12 protein-coding genes, 1 pseudogene and 1 CRISPR repeat array are annotated in these 17,394 nt (G+C 48.6%); of the genes and pseudogenes, 6 read left to right on the top strand and 7 right to left on the bottom strand.

The window, feature by feature from the left end; translation table 11 throughout:
* Positions 1–105: 105 nt before the first annotated feature.
* From cas3 to cysJ, 4 genes are all read right to left on the bottom strand, one after another.
* Positions 106–2,772 carry a CRISPR-associated helicase/endonuclease Cas3 gene (gene cas3 / locus EFER_RS01710; protein ID WP_000433148.1) on the bottom strand — a complete coding sequence of 889 codons (2,667 nt, stop codon included), beginning with the start codon at positions 2,770–2,772 and terminating at the stop codon, positions 106–108.
* A gap of 357 nt (positions 2,773–3,129) precedes the next feature.
* Complete coding sequence (gene cysH / locus EFER_RS01705) at positions 3,130–3,864, bottom strand: phosphoadenosine phosphosulfate reductase (RefSeq protein WP_000039850.1); 735 nt, start codon at positions 3,862–3,864, stop codon at positions 3,130–3,132.
* Between the two features lie 63 nt (positions 3,865–3,927).
* Positions 3,928–5,640: an assimilatory sulfite reductase (NADPH) hemoprotein subunit gene (cysI, locus tag EFER_RS01700; protein WP_001003081.1), complete on the bottom strand. Its 1,713-nt coding sequence runs from the start codon at positions 5,638–5,640 to the stop codon at positions 3,928–3,930.
* The gene (gene cysJ / locus EFER_RS01695) at positions 5,640–7,439 is read right to left on the bottom strand and encodes an NADPH-dependent assimilatory sulfite reductase flavoprotein subunit (RefSeq protein ID WP_000211943.1); all 1,800 of its coding nucleotides are present in this window, start codon (positions 7,437–7,439) and stop codon (positions 5,640–5,642) included. The genes cysI and cysJ overlap by 1 nt, the downstream gene beginning before the upstream one ends.
* 318 nt (positions 7,440–7,757) lie before the next feature.
* Here cysJ and queD point away from each other — a divergent pair, with 318 nt between their 5' ends.
* The gene (gene queD / locus EFER_RS01690; protein ID WP_000108294.1) at positions 7,758–8,120 is read left to right on the top strand and encodes a 6-carboxytetrahydropterin synthase QueD; all 363 of its coding nucleotides are present in this window, start codon (positions 7,758–7,760) and stop codon (positions 8,118–8,120) included.
* A 360-nt stretch (positions 8,121–8,480) separates the two neighbouring features.
* On the opposite strand, the gene EFER_RS01685 is transcribed toward queD, so the two are convergent.
* Positions 8,481–8,744, bottom strand: coding sequence for a hypothetical protein (locus EFER_RS01685; protein ID WP_000105745.1), 264 nt, complete (start codon positions 8,742–8,744; stop codon positions 8,481–8,483).
* Positions 8,745–8,869: 125 nt separating this feature from the next.
* A CRISPR array of direct repeats spans positions 8,870–9,813; the repeat unit is 29 nt; unit sequence CGGTTTATCCCCGCTGGCGCGGGGAACTC.
* A gap of 338 nt (positions 9,814–10,151) precedes the next feature.
* A complete protein-coding gene (gene queE / locus EFER_RS01680) occupies positions 10,152–10,823 on the bottom strand; it encodes a 7-carboxy-7-deazaguanine synthase QueE (protein WP_001199973.1) in 672 nt (223 codons plus the stop codon).
* A gap of 172 nt (positions 10,824–10,995) precedes the next feature.
* Between queE and EFER_RS01675 the strand changes: the two genes are divergently transcribed.
* The 5 genes and pseudogenes from EFER_RS01675 (at position 10,996) to EFER_RS01655 (ending at position 16,006) form a co-directional block, all read left to right on the top strand.
* The gene (locus EFER_RS01675) at positions 10,996–11,598 is read left to right on the top strand and encodes a LemA family protein (RefSeq protein ID WP_000944221.1); all 603 of its coding nucleotides are present in this window, start codon (positions 10,996–10,998) and stop codon (positions 11,596–11,598) included.
* A gap of 13 nt (positions 11,599–11,611) precedes the next feature.
* Positions 11,612–12,283 (top strand): annotated as a pseudogene (locus EFER_RS01670) (TPM domain-containing protein); the annotation flags it as partial.
* A gap of 251 nt (positions 12,284–12,534) precedes the next feature.
* Positions 12,535–13,683 carry a TPM domain-containing protein gene (locus EFER_RS01665; protein ID WP_001217995.1) on the top strand — a complete coding sequence of 383 codons (1,149 nt, stop codon included), beginning with the start codon at positions 12,535–12,537 and terminating at the stop codon, positions 13,681–13,683.
* Between the two features lie 5 nt (positions 13,684–13,688).
* On the top strand, positions 13,689–14,561 hold the full coding sequence (locus EFER_RS01660; protein WP_024256376.1) for a TPM domain-containing protein: 873 nt from the start codon (positions 13,689–13,691) through the stop codon (positions 14,559–14,561).
* 116 nt (positions 14,562–14,677) lie between these two features.
* Positions 14,678–16,006, top strand: coding sequence for an IS4-like element IS4 family transposase (locus tag EFER_RS01655; protein ID WP_000547318.1), 1,329 nt, complete (start codon positions 14,678–14,680; stop codon positions 16,004–16,006).
* Between the two features lie 54 nt (positions 16,007–16,060).
* Here the strand turns inward: EFER_RS01655 and eno are convergent, their stop codons facing one another.
* Positions 16,061–17,359, bottom strand: a complete 1,299-nt coding sequence (gene eno, locus EFER_RS01650; protein ID WP_000036723.1) for a phosphopyruvate hydratase — start codon at positions 17,357–17,359, stop codon at positions 16,061–16,063.
* Positions 17,360–17,394 lie beyond the last annotated feature (35 nt).

Raw genomic sequence — 17,394 nt, 5'->3', positions numbered from 1 at the left:
TATCGGAAAAGAAAAAGAAGATGTACATTGTGCACCTTCCCTACTTAAGTAGGGATAAACCGTTATTGATCTTATTATCGTCATTGATACAAATCATTCCCGAAGCTATTTGGGATTTGCAGGGATGGCTCTGGTCATCCCTTCTTCCCGAGTGTAGATAATAACAATACTGTTACCCTGCCAGATCCATCCATCTTGATTCTGTTTCCCTTCCAACCAAAGTAACCCATCTTCATCGACTACTTCAGAAAAACTACGTTTCCAGGTGGATGGCACATTGACACGATTAAGTGCAAGCGCCTCATACTGCTGTTCATGGCTTAGGTGCTCAAAGACCTGACCATCGAGCAGTTGTTTACCTGAAGACGTTTGTACATAAGGCAATAATGGCAGGCTCATTTCCCCATCCCTCGTTACCGCAAGAATGGTTTCATCGTTATCCTGCAAGCTATATTCTTCAGCCCACTGCAGAACCTTACGAGCCTTGAACCTTTTTTCACACTCGGCGCTTTCAAATTTATCCATGCCATTGCCGACCCATTCTGGCTCATCCATTTCCGCATCATCGTAAATGCTATCCAGCCATTGCCGGTAAGCATCAGGGAAAAATAAGGATGCTCCATTAAGTTCCTCAATATGTTGCTGCGTCCGCCACATGACTCTAACGTTGCTATAAATATGCTCATGTCGTCCGTAACCCTCGCCATCAGGCAGCAAAATGGTGGCAACAGGAATCTCAAAACCAGCGGGACGATATTTGCGATGATGGCGATGTAAACGGCCCAATCGTTGGAAAAGCAAATCTGCGGGACAATGCTGGGTAATTAACCAATCAAAATCAACGTCGAGCGATTGTTCCACGACTTGCGTGGCGACAAGTATTCGTCCAACATTTCGCTCCCCATTTTTTCCGAAATCGCTAATAACACGATTCTCTTTTTCTCGACGATCGTTCAGCGTAAAGCGTGCATGAAACAAATCTATATCTACTTGCGTGTTATTTAGCTCCTTTAGCCGTTGGTAGCATACTTGTGCAACGTCAACCAAATTGCAAATAAGACAGACTTGTGCACCCGCGTTTGCCGCTGCGATCATTCGCTCTAACATCGTAAGGTCAGGTAACATGTCAGCTAAATAAATAGGTTCTAGCTGAATTGAAAAGCGGGGCGGGAGTTGTTCTGGATGAGCTAACAGATCAAAACGTTGCGCACCATTCACACCTCGCCAGTTAATGAGTGGATATGCGGAGTTATTTTCCTCTGGATCTGTATGCAGACCATAAGTATCCAGAAGTTTCTGTTTTTGTTTCATTGGTAGAGTTGCGGAAAGAAGAATAACACCCCCCCCCACATCAGCCTGAGCCTTGAGCACAGCCTCCAGCAAGCCGTTCATATACGTGTCGTAAGCATGAACTTCATCAACAATTAAAACACTTCGACCAATTCCCAAACCACGGATAAAGCGGTGTTTAACTGGCAATACCGATATCAACACCTGATCAATCGTGCAAACGCCTATTTGCCCAAGAAACACTTTCTTATTGCTTTGTGACAACCATTGGCAACACTGAACCCACGCTTCTTCTTGCCCCTGCTCAGTAAATGCGCGTGATTTTATTGATTGAAAAAGGTGGTTAAAACGTGAATTACCATGAGCAAGAATAAGATTTGGGGAGGTAAATAAACGGCTCGCGTTCGCTTCAATTCTGCTGAGCATTGCATTTGCAGTAGCTTGTGTAGGGAGGGCAAAAATAACACTATCCGCAAGTTGTTGGTCAATAAGTTTCCAGGCATAGGCCAGCGCTGTTTCGGTTTTACCTGATCCCGTAGGTGCCTCAATCACCGTCAGCCCGGGAGCTGTAGGAAGAGCATCAACCAACACCTGTAATTGTCTTGGTTGATAGCCATTGTCCAGTAAGGCATGTACGCCGTCATAACTACGCTTATTTGATACAAGGCCACTCAACTCCAGTACCCGACACGCATCCTGTTGTCTATCCTGAAAATATTTTCTTAGCGCTTGTATGCCTGAAGGTGCATCTTCTTTGAATAGAAAGGTATCCGTTGTGGTCCAGGAACCTAACCAGTCAGCAAGCGAGCAAAAACCTGCTAACAATGATGAACAATCAGGTGGTATATCGTTTATAGATAACCCGGCTGGTGTTAAAAATAATGCTTCCAGTACAGATATCCACTCCTCACGAGCCTGTTTATCTTGCGCAGCATAAGATGCCAGAGAAGCTGGCATTTCCCAACGCGACTTATCTTGATCCTGGGAATGTAATATAAAACCATGATGTCCTGTAACGGCCTCTACCCAAGGAAACCAGGACTCATAAGGATGAGGAGCGGCATCAAAAAAACTGAAAAAATCCCCGGGAGATTGCTCTGAAAGTGAATCCTGGTTAAACCAATACAGACCGGCTGCACCATGATTAAATTTACGGCACATTTGTGTTGATGGACCATTAAGTGATGGCGTTGCAGGATTTAATTTCAGCCAACTTTCTGCTGATTTATATTGGAATCGTATATCAAACTTTCCGATATCATGAAGGGCAATGAAAAATAACAGCCAGGCTTTCACCTTCTGTTTTGATAGCATTTCATTTCGGCAAAAAGCATTTTGTAGTACGACTGATTGATCCCACCAGCAATCTGCAACAGCTGCAACATCCAGGCAATGATAAATCAACAGATGAATATCATTTCCTTTCGTCAGGCTTTTTGAGGATTTCCCCCAGTAATGACATATATATTTAAAAGGTTCCATTAATAGCCTCCCTGTTTTTTAGTATTATCGATGATATCAGTGGACTATTTTTCGATGCTGCTCATAAATATCGAATTACAGTGATCTACACATGTCTTGCCTCCCTGCAAAGAAGAGACTAACATCCGAATTGCTACGTTCGAACGCGAGCCTCAGGTTGATAGAAATATCGCCTGGGGCTTTTGTCCATCTGGAACCTCGCGAATGCTTAACGCCAGACAGCCTCAAGCACCCGACGCCATTCTATAACTGTTGATTTCCCCTGCTATATTCACGTTTAAATGCCGGAATGCTGCTCGCAAAAATTAAAACACCCCCATCATTTCTGACAGAGGCGTTTATTTTATCCGGCAATATTTACCCTTCGTGCAGCCCACATTCCCTTTTTAAGCCAAAGAAACGCGTTTCTTCTTCCGCCATACCAGGTTCCCATTTACGGGTTGTATGGGTATCACCAACCGATAAATATCCTTCGTCCCATAATGGGTGATATTTCAGGCCATGTTTTTGCAGATACTGATAAATAGTTCGGTTATCCCAGTCGATAATCGGCAGCACTTTAAATACACCACGCTGAATTGCCAGCACCGGTAAATTAGCGCGGCTGCCGGATTGTTCACGGCGCAGGCCAGCAAACCACGTTTGCGCGTTCAGTTCTTTCAGCGCCCGGTTCATCGGTTCGACTTTGTTGATATCGTTGTACTTTTCAATGCCTTCAACGCCCTGTTCCCACAGTTTGCCGTAGCGTGCTTCCTGCCAGGCGGCGCTTTCGGTAGCGCGGTACACTTTCAGGTTGAGCTTGAGTTTGTCCGTTAACTCGTCAATAAAGCGGTAGGTCTCCGGGAACAGATAACCGGTATCGGTGAGGATCACCGGAATATCCGGGCGAATCTGATTCACCAGATGCAGGCTAACCGCCGCCTGGATACCGAAGCTGGAAGAAAGCACATATTCACCGGGCAGATTATCCAGCGCCCAGGCAACGCGGCCTTCAGCATCCAGTTTTTCAAGCTCGGCGTTAGTTTCCGCCAGCGCCAGAATGCGATCTACCTTCGGCAGTTCGTTCAGGGCATTTAGATCGAGTTTGGACATAATTACCTCTGCACTTTTTCCCTCACCCTCTCCCAGAGAGAGAGGGAATGGTCAGGAGATGCGTTAATCCCACAAATCGCGCGCCGGGTCGAGCACCGGGCGAATGATGCCCGCACGCACCGTAAAGTCACCGAAGCCTTCACCCGCTTCACGTTCTTTCGCCCAGCGCCCTATCAGTTCATCAAGCGTCGCCAGGATTTCCGGCTCGGTGATGTTTTCTTTATGCATCCGTGGGATACGTGTCCCAATGCGGTTGCCACCAAGATGCAGGTTGTAGCGCCCAGGCGCTTTACCCACCAGGCCAACTTCCGCCAGCATCGCGCGACCACAACCGTTCGGGCAGCCTGTTACACGCATCACGATGTGCTCATCGCTGACACCATGTTTCGCCATTAAATTATCGATGTTATCGATAAACGACGGCAGGAAACGCTCCGCTTCCGCCATCGCCAGCGGGCAAGTCGGGAATGACACGCAGGCCATTGAGTTTTCGCGCTGCGGCGTGACGGCATTCATCAATCCGCTCTCTTTGGCGATCTTCTCAATCTTCGCTTTCTCGCTTTCCGGTACACCGGCGATGATCAGATTCTGGTTCGCCGTAATGCGGAAATCACCTTTGTGGATCTTCGCGATCTCCAGCAGGCCGGTTTTCAGCGGACGCCCCGGATAATCAAGAATTCGGCCATTTTCGATAAACAGCGTCAGGTGCCATTTGTCGTCGATCCCTTTTACCCAGCCGATACGATCGCCGCGCCCGGTAAATTCATATGGACGGATCGGTTCGAACTTGATCCCCGCGCGACGTTCCACTTCTGCTTTAAACGTCTCGACCCCCACGCGCTCCAGCGTGTATTTGGTTTTGGCGTTTTTACGGTCAGTACGATTACCCCAGTCACGCTGAGTGGTAACGACCGCTTCCGCCACCGCCAGCGTATGCTCCAGTGGCAGATAGCCAAACTCGCTCGCCGTGCGGGCGTAGGTTTTCTTGTTGCCGTGTTCGATAGAAAGCCCACCGCCCACCAGCAGGTTGAAGCCCACCAGCTTGCCGTTTTCCGCGATCGCCACAAAGTTCATGTCGTTGGCGTGCAGATCGATATCGTTCTGCGGCGGGATCACTACCGTGGTTTTGAATTTACGCGGCAGATAGGTCTGACCGAGGATCGGTTCTTCGTCAGTGGTGGCGACTTTTTCCTGATCGAGCCAGATCTCCGCATAGGCACGGGTTCGCGGCAGCAGATGTTCAGAGATTTTCTTCGCCCATTCATAGGCTTCCGCGTGCAGCTGCGACTCGTAAGGGTTCGAGGTGCAGAGTACGTTACGGTTCATGTCGTTGGCGGTCGCCAGCGCATCAAGACCGACCGAATGCAGCATCTGGTGCACCGGTTTGACGTTCTTTTTCAGAATGCCGTGGAACTGGAACGTCTGGCGGTTGGTCAGGCGAATGCTGCCATAAATGGTGTTTTCACCGGCGAATTTATCAATTGCCTGCCACTGTTTAGTGGTGATCACCCCACCCGGAAGACGGCAGCGCAGCAGCATCGCATGACGCGGTTCCAGCTTCTGTTCAGCACGTTCGGCGCGGATATCGCGGTCATCCTGCTGATACATACCGTGGAAACGGATCAGCAGGAAGTTGTCGCCCTTAAAACCGCCGGTCAGACCGTCGTTTAAATCTTCCGCAATGGTCCCGCGCAGGTAGTTGCTCTCAAGCTTCATGCGCTCGGCGTCTGTCAGTTTTCCTTCGACCACTAAAGGCCCTGGATGTTTTTCGTTCATTAGTAGACATCTCGCTGATAACGGCGCTCTACGCGCAGCTCACTTAAAAATTCATCCGCCGCTTCGGTGTCCATGCCACCAAATTCGGCAATCACTTCCAGAAGTGCCTGTTCAACGTCTTTCGCCATGCGATTAGCGTCGCCGCAGACATAAATGTGGGCACCGTCATTGATCCAGCGCCACAGCTCTGCGCCCTGTTCGCGCAGTTTGTCTTGTACGTAAACTTTTTCTTTTTGATCGCGCGACCAGGCAAGATCGATACGTGTCAGCACGCCCTCTTTGACGTAGCGCTGCCACTCCACCTGGTAGAGGAAATCTTCCGTAAAGTGCGGATTGCCAAAGAACAGCCAGTTTTTGCCCGGCGCTTCGTCAGCAGCACGTTGCTGCATAAAGGCGCGGAACGGCGCAATACCGGTGCCCGGACCAATCATAATCACCGGGGTTTCCGGGTTAGCGGGCAGGCGGAAGTTATCGTTATGTTCGATAAAGACGCGGACTTCGCCCTCTTCTTCCACACGGTCCGCGAGGAAGCTGGAGGCACCGCCAGCACGGGCGCGGCCTTCAATGTCATAACGCACCACACCAACGGTGACGTGTACTTCGTTCTCGACTTCCGCCTGCGAGGAGGCGATGGAGTACAGGCGCGGCGTCAGCGGGCGCAGCAAGTTAATCAGGGCTTCAGCGTCAAGCTGTGCCGGAGAAAAACGCACCATGTCGACAATCGGCGTCGTCGCGGCGTAATGCTGTAACTTCGATTTATCGCCCACCAGCGGCAGCAGCGTTTCACTGCGGGTTAGCGTGGCGTAGTTCTCAACGATGTTGGCGGTGTTGACGGTGAGTTCAAAATGCCACTGTAGCGCCTCATTCAGCGGCAGGGTTTTGCCCTCAACGGTGACAGGTTCATCACCTTTCAGCCACAGCAGTTCGACAAGTTCTTTCACCAGTGCCGGATCGTTCTGATACCAGACGCCCAGCGCGTCACCCGGCTGATAACGCAGGCCAGAGTCACCTAAGTCAATTTCGATATGGCGAACGTCTTTTTCAGAGTTACGCCCGGTAATTTTCTGGTTAACCGAAAGGCTCGCCACCAGCGGCGCGTCTTTGCTGTACGGGCTGGTGTGGATTTCATTTACCGCGCCAGTAGCGACGGATTGTGAAGGTGCTGCGACAGGCGCGCGCGATTTAAGAACATCGACCACGCGGGCGCGCCACTCGCTGGCAGCAGCCTGGTATTCAACGTCGGCATCGACACGGTCGAGCAGGCGTTCACCGCCCAGTTCCGCCAGCTTGCTATCGAAATCTTTCCCGGACTGGCAGAAAAATTCATAAGAGCTATCGCCGAGACTAAACACGGCAAACGCGGTGTTTTCCAGCTTCGGCGCTTTTTTGGAGAACAGGAACTTATGCAGCGCGACGGCCTCTTCCGGCGGTTCCCCTTCACCTTGCGTTGACGTCACCACGATGAGCAGTTTTTCGCTGGCGATTTGTTTGAATTTATAGTCGCCCGCGTTCACCAGCTTAACGTTCAGTTTTGCCGCTAATAAATCATCGCGTAATGTTTCAGCAACCCGGCGCGCATTGCCGGTTTGCGAAGCGGAGATAATAGTTATACCCGGCATTTCTGCGGCGGGCGCTGGCGTCGCTGTAAGCGCAGCAGGCTGCTGGTTGAGCACGCCCCAGAAATAGCCAGAAACCCAGGCAAGCTGGGTGGGAGTTAAATCGGTCGTGGCCGCCTGAAGGCGTGCCAGTTGCTCCGGGTTCAACGGAAGCAACGCGGAAGGTGGGACCTGTGTCGTCATGCGTCGTTATGTTCCAGTAAGCAAAGCTGTTTCTGCGCCCTGTCAGCGCCCATAAAACAGAAGAGAAGGTAAGGTTAACGGGATGAACGGTGTGGATTAAAGACGGGATAGCGATAACTAATAACCAAATCGACTAACCTGTTTTAGCAATAGTCTTTAACAACAAAATAGATTACTCAACCCAATGAAAAACAAATGAATTTATCCAATCATTAAGATAAATCAGCGATTTTGCGCAACAAAGTCGTTTTAGATAATGCGAAAAAACAGCCTTTCCGGTACTCTACGGCGGTTTTATCGTCCTGTAGAGAAATTATGATGTCCACCACGTTATTTAAAGATTTCACCTTCGAAGCCGCTCACCGCTTACCACACGTCCCGGAAGGGCATAAATGTGGTCGCCTGCACGGGCATTCCTTTATGGTGCGACTGGAAATTACCGGGGAAGTCGATCCGCATACGGGCTGGATTATCGATTTCGCTGAACTGAAAGCAGCGTTTAAGCCAACTTATGAGCGCCTCGATCACCATTATCTCAATGATATTCCAGGTCTGGAAAACCCAACCAGCGAAGTTTTAGCAAAATGGATTTGGGATCAGGTTAAACCCGTTGTGCCGCTGTTAAGTGCGGTGATGGTAAAAGAAACCTGCACCGCAGGTTGTATCTATCGCGGCGAATGATAAGAGTGTGTCGGCGGTCAATTTCCCTTAAGTAACGCTATGTTAGGGTGTTGTGTTCTGGATATCTGGGGCATGGCATGGAAGACGACTGCGACATTATTATCAGCGAGGGTTTGACTGAATTTAACCAACTTGTGATGCAAGTTGAACGGGAGAGTGTGAATTCGCTCGAGACCTACTCAAATGCGTAATCGGGGAAGGCCGGGCGGAAAAATGCCCGGTTTACATTTACAGGAGAACGTATTTAATGAAATTAGGTATTATCGAGAATAAAAGTAAAAGCATGATATTAACTTATTGTTTTAATCTAATATTTACAATATAAAAAATTACGTTTTCCAACCATAAAGATAATATTTATTAATTACCTACAGGATAACCGAGTTCTTTTAGCTCTTGTCTGTATTTTATCCTAATTTTCTGAAATCGTAATACTCCCTCTTGAAAATCAACAAGTTCATGGCCTGTTGAGTACAGATAATCTTTATAACTCACCAATTCATATATTTCATGTTGCAACTCTTCATTCTGAGAGTTGTAAACCATTTCAGATAATTTTGATAAAAATGCAATATTTTGACTCACGCCGTTCAGGAGGCATTCTTTTTCCATTAACGTAGACATTAAATTTCCTCTTAAATTGGAATTTTTACGTTTGATAATATTAGGTTGGTATCGTCGATATTATCGGATTATTCGTGTTGGAGCTGGGAACTCAGCGCTGCACTTAAAGTATATGTATCTGAAGCCGGTTTATCCTCACTGGCGCGGGGAACTCTTGAGACATCGCAACGTTAACAATCTCGCCAACGGTTTATCCCCGCTGGCGTGGGGAACTCCCGCAGCCGTCGAAATTGACGTTATGAAATTTCGGTTTATCCCCGCTGGCGCGGGGAACTCGACCAGTCGGACGCCCTGCCCGTATCCAAGGCCGGTTTATCCCCGCTGGCGCGGGGAACTCCGAGCAGTACACGGAACTCAAAAATGCGCCGTCGGTTTATCCCCGCTGGCGCGGGGAACTCGCAACATCCAGTTCATGCCCCAATTTTTCAGCCGGTTTATCCCCGCTGGCGCGGGGAACTCTTACGCGCCTCAACAATCCAGGCTGGCTCACTCGGTTTATCCCCGCTGGCGCGGGGAACTCCCCCGTCAGTCAGGGTTGTAGATCCGCGCCAACGGTTTATCCCCGCTGGCGCGGGGAACTCGTTTTAGCGCCAGGCAAAATACCAAAATACCCCGGTTTATCCCCGCTGGCGCGGGGAACTCTGCCGTTGAATTGCCTGATGGGTTTTTTGTAGCGGTTTATCCCCGCTGGCGCGGGGAACTCAAGAAGTTAGTTCAGGAATCCGGTGCGGCGGGCGGTTTATCCCCGCTGGCGCGGGGAACTCCATAACGTTCTGCGCCGAGTTCCACTTTGCAACGGTTTATCCCCGCTGGCGCGGGGAACTCATCGCTCAGCAGTTCGTTAGACACCCGGATCACGGTTTATCCCCGCTGGCGCGGGGAACTCATGATGATGCTGAAATCGCCAACAGGTAGGACCGGTTTATCCCCGCTGGCGCGGGGAACTCATTGTGCAACGCTGTGTCATGATCATTTATTCCGGTTTATCCCCGCTGGCGCGGGGAACTCGACGGAGGCGCAGGGGGTGCCGGTTTCGAAAACGGTTTATCCCCGCTGGCGCGGGGAACTCTCTAAACATAACCTATTATTAATTAATGATTTTTTAAGCCAGTCACAATCTACCAACTTTACAGGATCACACAAACAACACATCCATTATGTTAAAGAACACTTAATCCATTGATTAAAAAAGTAAATATTTAAAATAACTCTATACCCACTAAAATCTACCAAACTTTACCGCAATAATTTTCACTCCAACGAAAAATTAACGCCAGAGAATTTGTAGAGAATGATAATGATTAGTCCAGGATGGGCAAAATGGAGTTTTTTCAGAGGCGACAAAGAATATAAATGAGTGGAAGTCTTTACAGGTTCCACCCATTTATAACGCTTATAAATGTTTAATCAGGCAATATTTAAATATTTATGTGTTTGCATCGATAAACGCCAGTTACGCGCAATACAGGTTTCAATGCACAAACGTGTGGCATCGTCCTTCTGGCTAATTGGCTGCAGTGCAATGACTCGTGGTTTATCATCGGTCAGCGTTGCCAGTAGTTCATCCAGTGCTTCAATATCACGTACGCGTCCCACTGGATGCTTGATTTCGTTGGCTCGTTCCAGTGCCTGTGACAACACTTCATAGCCGCCGCGCATGTTCAGCTTTGGCGATACGGTAACCCAGGTATTCGGCGTGCAGCGTACTTCATGAGTACCGCTGGTTTCGATCTGGCAGCTAAAACCGTTCTTTTCGAGCAGGTCAGTCAGTGGCAGCAAATCATGAATGCAAGGCTCACCACCCGTAATCACCACATGCCGCGCGGTGTATCCCTGACGACCAATGACAGCCAGCAAATCTTCACTGCTCGCCGCCCCCCACTTATCACTCTCTTTGGTCTTCGCCAGAATGCTGAAAAGGGAGACTTCCCGATCCTCAAGCTTTTCCCAGGTGTGTTTGGTGTCGCACCAGGCACAGCCGACCGGGCATCCCTGTAAACGAATAAAAATGGCGGGGACGCCGGTAAAGTAACCCTCACCTTGCAGGGTCTGGAACATCTCGTTAATCGGGTACTGCATAGCATTCTCTGTGAAGTGGATAATTGTTAATTATTGCAGATCCTGCCACAACAATCATGTCTTATTAACATTCTGTTACAGGCAGGTTTAAGGCAAAAAGTGGATTAGATCATAAAGAATAAAATGAAGTGGCGTATTATGTTTTAAGGAATTAATTAAAAGGAATTTAACCATGCTCAGAATATTCATCGTAATTATATTTATTTTCAATTTATCAGGCTGTGGATATAACGATATTCAAACCTATGATGAGCAGGTTAACGCTTCCTGGTCTGAGGTATTAAATCAATATCAACGTCGCGCCGATCTTATTCCTAATCTTGTCGCCAGTATTAAAGGTTATTCCAGCCATGAACAAGAGGTACTGGAAGCCGTAACATTGGCACGTAGTCAGGCTAATCGCGCCAGTAGTGCTCTTCAGCAAACTCCGGGAGATGAACAAAAATTACAAACCTGGCAACAAGCTCAGGCGCAGGTGTCTCGCACTCTCGGTCAGTTAACGATATTTAGTGAACGTTACCCTGAGCTAAAGGCCCAGGAACTCTATCAAAATTTGATGGTACAGCTCGAAGGAAGTGAAAATCGAATTGCCGTTGCGCGAGGAAGATATATTAAAGCCATCGAACAATATAATGTCACTATCCGCAAATTCCCCGCAGTGTTAACCGCAAAAGTCATGGATTACACACCGAAGAAAAATTATTTGCCGGATGATGTCGCCGCTGTGAGTAAAACCCCAACAATAGATTTTAGCCAGAATACTAATGCTCATTAAGCGAGGAAGTCCTGTGCGAAATTTTATCTTCCTTATGGCTTTCTTTTGTTCATCTGTGTTTGCCATACAAATTCCAGTGCCTGAATCACCCAGGTATGTGAATGACTTAACCGGTAAATTGACGAACGATGAAGTAAATACTTTGACCAATCAGATTAAAGAGCTGACGCAAAAAAGCCACGCACAACTGGTCGTGTTAGTGGTTGAAACAACGGGCGATGAAACCATCGAGCAGTACGCTACGCGGGTATTCGATAGCTGGAAACCGGGTGATAAAGACCGCGATGATGGCGTTCTACTGTTAGTCGCCTGGCAGGATCAGGCCGTGCGTATTGAAATCGGTTACGGACTGGAAGGCGTTATTACGGATGCGCAGTCCGGGAAAATTATTCGCAACAGTATTATTCCGGCATTTAAAAATGGCGACCTGGCTGGCGGCTTGCAAAAGGGAATAAGCGATATTGATAATCGTCTGACGGGGAATAATTTAGCAACGATAACACCGACCGTTCACCCTTTGCCCTTTAACGGTTGGTGGGCTTTGTTAGTCTGGGCAATAGTACTGACCTTTATTTCTGCCAGAGGATATTTCAAAACGCTGGGACTAATTTGCTTCACAGCTATTGTACTGGCCTTTGTTTTACCTATAGCAGGTTTCAGCGGAAGCTGGGGAGTACTCGCAACATTACTCTGCTTCGCCACACCGTTCCTGGCTGTCGCCATCGCTTTTACCCCCTTCGGCAAAAAGGTTCGGGATTCGATGCGCAGTGCCAACCGACCGTCACATTACGAAAGAAGTAACTCGGCCTCCAGGCGTTCTTCATCATCGTCGTCATCTTCCTCTTCATCCTCTTTTGACAATGATAATTTCAGCGGCGGCGGCGGTTCATCTGGCGGCGGTGGCGCCTCCGGGCGCTGGTAACAAAAGGAATTGAAATGCGTATTTTTCTCTTACTTCTGATGCTATATGGTTTCCAGGCATTCGCTGAACAATTGCCTTCAGTAACTGACTTAACCGGGACATTAACGACAGAAGAACAAACTGCTTTAAATCAACAATTACAGACTCTCGAGCAGCAAAACCACTTTCAGGTTGCCGTGTTGGTAACGCCGACCACTGGGGGTAAAGACATTAAACTTGCAGCCTCGCAAAGCTACGGGTTATATCACTGGAAACCTGTTGGAGAGAAGCGGTACGGCGAAGGTATCTTAATTCTCGTCGTTTGGCCGGAAGGGCTGGCGTCAATGAAGATTGGGCATGGATTGGAAGAGATGCTGCCACCGGAACAAGCTGCGCAAATTGTTCATTACCATATGCAACCGGAATTCAAAAAAAATAATCTCTTCTCCGGGTTAACGCAGGGAATTGAAGGCATCGCACAGTTTACCTATATAAAAGCGAATCTTAGCCCTTTGGATGCTTTAGCCAATCATCTGTTTGCTAATCCGCAACGCTCTCTGCCATGTCTTGCCTGGACACTGCTGATAATCGTTGCCATCGTTGTCCTCTGGCGATTTACCACCCATCCAGGGCCTGGCATATGGATGATATCGATGATTACCCCTATGGTCTGGTTTTTCTGCTTTCAGGATGATGTCATCATTCGGCGGGTATCGGTCGTTTGTTTTAGTTTATTTTTCGCAGCAACCTGCTGGCAGCGTCTCGCGGTAATTTTTCATATGTGTCGCGTATTTCCTATGATGCTGGCCCCAAAAAATAAAAACGCTAAAGTGAAAAAACAAAAGACGACTCAGCAGGTTTCTCAATCCGAACGAAACTCATTGTTTGTCGTGCTGCTGATAATTGTTGTGGGATGGTGCCTGGTGTTCGCCAGTAATAAAGATATAGCATTCATCTCAACAATTATTGGGCTAATTGATCATTTTATCGGTCCAATAACCATTGCTGGCATCGTTCTGCTGATCATTGTGGCCAAATTTACTGGCAATCTTAAACTGGGATCAGGACATAAAAGCAACAGGAAAACGGGGAATCGTAATGCTCATTCTCGCTCTTCGTCGAAAAATTCTTTCCGCGGTGGCGGCGGTTCTTCAGGAGGCGGCGGTTCATCCGACCGTTGGTGATCGTTATGCGTATAATCCTTTTTCTACTCACTTTATGGTGCCTTCCTGTGCTTGCCCAGCAAATTGCTGTGCCGGAGCTGCGCCAACAGGTGACCGATATTACTGGTACCTTAAGCACGTCTGAACAACAATCACTAACACAACAGCTGCAGGATATTACACAAAAAACACGGGCACAGGTCGCTGTATTAATAGTGCCATCCACCGGAGACGATTCTATTGAACAATATGCTACAAGGGTTTTTGACAATTGGCGTTTAGGAGATGCCAAACGCAATGATGGGATACTGATCGTTGTTGCCTGGTCGGATCGAACTGTCCGCATTCAGGTAGGTTATGGGCTGGAAGAAAAGGTAACCGATGCTCTGGCTGGCAATATCATCCGTAGCATCATGATACCCGCCTTTAAAAAACAAAAATTAGCTAAGGGATTAGAGTTAGCTATAATCGCTTTGAATAACCAACTCACTTCACAACACCAATATTCGTCTAATCCTTCAGAAAGTGAATCAGCGTCTTCCAGTGATCATTACTACTTTGCTATTTTTTGGGTATTTGCAGTGATGTTCTTCCCTTTCTGGTTTTTTCATCAAGGCAATAATTTTTGTCGGGCATTTAAAAGCAGTGTTTGTATTTCAACAGTCTATCTTATAGATTTATTCCTGTTCTCCGATAAAACTTTTTCCATTGCTGTATTTTCCTTCTTTTTTGCTTTCACCATCATTATGGTCTTTACCTGGTTATGTGTCCCACAGAAAAAAGCATCAGGTAGAAGTTATCATTCAGACAGCGGCGGTTCTGGTGGCGGCTCAAGTGGCGGCGGATTTAGCGGAGGTGGCGGTTCTTCTGGCGGTGGCGGCGCGTCTGGCCGCTGGTAACTCAGCCATAAAAAATGCCAGCCCGAAGGCTGTAATGCCGATCAGTTAAGGATCAGTTGACCGATCCAGTGGCTGTGTAAGAATCCGGAAACGCTCACTCGTTTCCGGATTTTTTTATGCACATTGGACAGGCTCTTGATCTGGTATCCCGTTATGATTCTCTGCGTAACCCACTGACTTCTCTGGGGGATTACCTCGACCCCGAACTCATCTCTCGTTGCCTTGCCGAATCTGGTACTGTAACGCTACGCAAGCGCCGTCTTCCCCTCGAAATGATGGTCTGGTGTATTGTTGGCATGGCGCTTGAGCGTAAAGAACCTCTTCACCAGATTGTGAATCGCCTGGACATCATGCTGCCGGGCAATCGCCCTTTCGTTGCCCCCAGTGCCGTTATTCAGGCCCGCCAGCGCCTGGGAAGTGAGGCTGTCCGCCGCGTGTTCACGAAAACAGCGCAGCTCTGGCATAACGCCACGCCGCATCCGCAATGGTGCGGCCTGACCCTGCTGGCCATCGATGGTGTGTTCTGGCGCACACCGGATACACCAGAGAACGATGCAGCCTTCCCCCGCCAGACACATGCCGGGAACCCGGCGCTCTACCCGCAGGTCAAAATGGTCTGCCAGATGGAACTGACCAGCCATCTGCTGACGGCTGCAGCCTTCGGCACGATGAAGAACAGCGAAAATGAGCTTGCTGAGCAACTTATAGAACAAACCGGCGATAACACTCTGACGTTAATGGATAAAGGTTATTACTCACTGGGACTGTTAAATGCCTGGAGCCTGGCGGGAGAACACCGCCACTGGATGATCCCTCTCAGAAAGGGAGCGCAATATGAAGAGATCAGAAAACTGGGTAAAGGCGATCATCTGGTGAAGCTGAAAACCAGCCCACAGGCACGAAAAAAGTGGCCGGGACTGGGAAATGAGGTGACAGCCCGCCTGCTGACTGTGACGCGCAAAGGAAAGGTCTGCCATCTGCTGACGTCGATGACGGACGCCATGCGCTTCCCCGGAGGAGAAATGGCGGATCTGTACAGTCATCGCTGGGAAATCGAACTGGGATACAGGGAGATAAAACAGACGATGCAACTGAGCAGGCTGACGCTGAGAAGTAAAAAGCCGGAGCTTGTGGAGCAAGAGCTGTGGGGTGTCTTACTGGCTTATAATCTGGTGAGATATCAGATGATTAAAATGGCGGAACATCAGAAAGGTTACTGGCCGAATCAACTGAGTTTCTCAGAATCATGCGGAATGGTGATGAGAATGCTGATGACATTGCAGGGCGCTTCACCGGGACGTATACCGGAGCTGATGCGCGATCTTGCAAGTATGGGACAACTTGTGAAATTACCGACAAGAAGGGAAAGGGCCTTCCCGAGAGTGGTAAAGGAGAGGCCCTGGAAATACCCCACAGCCCCGAAAAAGAGCCAGTCAGTTGCTTAACTGACTGGCATTACAGCCCGAAGGCTGGCATTTTTAAATCAGATAAAGTCAGGCTTATGCCTGGCCTTTGATCTCTTTACGACCGTTGTACGGTGCTTTTTCGCCCAGAGCTTCTTCGATACGAATCAGCTGGTTGTATTTAGCAACACGGTCAGAACGGCTCATAGAACCCGTTTTGATCTGGCCTGCAGCAGTACCAACAGCCAGGTCAGCGATGGTAGCATCTTCAGTTTCACCGGAACGGTGAGAGATTACTGCAGTGTAGCCAGCATCTTTCGCCATTTTGATCGCAGCCAGAGTTTCGGTCAGAGAACCGATCTGGTTGAATTTGATCAGGATGGAGTTAGCGATACCTTTTTCGATACCTTCTTTCAGGATCTTGGTGTTGGTTACGAACAGGTCGTCACCAACCAGCTGGATTTTGTCGCCCAGAACTTTGGTCTGGTATGCGAAACCGTCCCAGTCAGATTCGTCCAGACCGTCTTCGATAGAAACGATCGGGTACTGTTTGGTCAGTTCTTCCAGGAAGTGAGTGAATTCTTCAGAGGTGAATGCTTTGTTGCCTTCGCCAGCCAGAACGTATTTACCGTCTTTGTAGAATTCAGAAGCTGCGCAGTCCATCGCCAGAGTGATGTCTTTGCCCAGTTCATAGCCAGCAGCTTTAACAGCTTCAGCGATAACAGCCAGAGCTTCAGCGTTGGAACCCAGGTTCGGCGCATAGCCACCTTCGTCACCAACAGCAGTATTCATGCCTTTCGCTTTCAGAACTTTTGCCAGGTGATGGAAAACTTCAGAACCCATGCGGATGGCTTCTTTAACAGTTTTCGCGCCAACCGGCTGAATCATGAATTCCTGGATATCAACGTTGTTGTCAGCGTGCTCACCACCGTTGATGATGTTCATCATCGGAACCGGCATGGAGTATTTGCCCGGAGTACCGTTCAGTTCAGCGATGTGCTCGTACAGCGGCATGCCTTTAGCGGCAGCAGCAGCTTTGGCGTTAGCCAGAGATACAGCCAGGATTGCGTTCGCGCCGAATTTGGATTTGTTTTCGGTGCCGTCCAGGTCGATCATGATCTTGTCAATGCCAGCCTGATCTTTAGCGTCTTTGCCAATCAGTGCCTGAGCGATCGGGCCATTCACCGCAGCAACAGCTTTGGTTACGCCTTTACCCAGGAAACGGGATTTGTCGCCATCGCGCAGTTCCAGAGCTTCACGGGAACCAGTAGAAGCACCTGACGGAGCAGCTGCCATACCGACGAAACCACCCTCCAGATGTACTTCGGCTTCAACAGTCGGGTTACCACGGGAGTCGATGATTTCACGACCGATGATTTTTACGATTTTGGACATTAGGTTTTCCTCAAGTCACTAGTTAAACTGAAACT

This window comes from Escherichia fergusonii ATCC 35469 (genome assembly GCF_000026225.1).
GTDB classification, from domain to species: domain Bacteria; phylum Pseudomonadota; class Gammaproteobacteria; order Enterobacterales; family Enterobacteriaceae; genus Escherichia; species Escherichia fergusonii.
Note: the sequence above shows the minus strand (reverse complement) of the source record. Positions and strands in the feature narration are given on the sequence as shown.

Bases quoted from the DNA above. Each gene is read 5' to 3' on its own strand.
- cysH (WP_000039850.1), bottom strand. From the start codon at position 3,864: ATGTCCAAACTCGATCTAAATGCCCTGAACGAACTGCCGAAGGTAGAT.
- cysJ (WP_000211943.1), bottom strand. From the start codon at position 7,439: ATGACGACACAGGTCCCACCTTCCGCGTTGCTTCCGTTGAACCCGGAG.
- EFER_RS01675 (WP_000944221.1), top strand. From the start codon at position 10,996: ATGCTCAGAATATTCATCGTAATTATATTTATTTTCAATTTATCAGGC.
- queD (WP_000108294.1), top strand. From the start codon at position 7,758: ATGTCCACCACGTTATTTAAAGATTTCACCTTCGAAGCCGCTCACCGC.
- queE (WP_001199973.1), bottom strand. From the start codon at position 10,823: ATGCAGTACCCGATTAACGAGATGTTCCAGACCCTGCAAGGTGAGGGT.
- EFER_RS01665 (WP_001217995.1), top strand. From the start codon at position 12,535: ATGCGTATTTTTCTCTTACTTCTGATGCTATATGGTTTCCAGGCATTC.
- EFER_RS01655 (WP_000547318.1), top strand. From the start codon at position 14,678: ATGCACATTGGACAGGCTCTTGATCTGGTATCCCGTTATGATTCTCTG.
- EFER_RS01660 (WP_024256376.1), top strand. From the start codon at position 13,689: ATGCGTATAATCCTTTTTCTACTCACTTTATGGTGCCTTCCTGTGCTT.
- eno (WP_000036723.1), bottom strand. From the start codon at position 17,359: ATGTCCAAAATCGTAAAAATCATCGGTCGTGAAATCATCGACTCCCGT.
- EFER_RS01685 (WP_000105745.1), bottom strand. From the start codon at position 8,744: ATGTCTACGTTAATGGAAAAAGAATGCCTCCTGAACGGCGTGAGTCAA.
- cas3 (WP_000433148.1), bottom strand. From the start codon at position 2,772: ATGGAACCTTTTAAATATATATGTCATTACTGGGGGAAATCCTCAAAA.
- cysI (WP_001003081.1), bottom strand. From the start codon at position 5,640: ATGAACGAAAAACATCCAGGGCCTTTAGTGGTCGAAGGAAAACTGACA.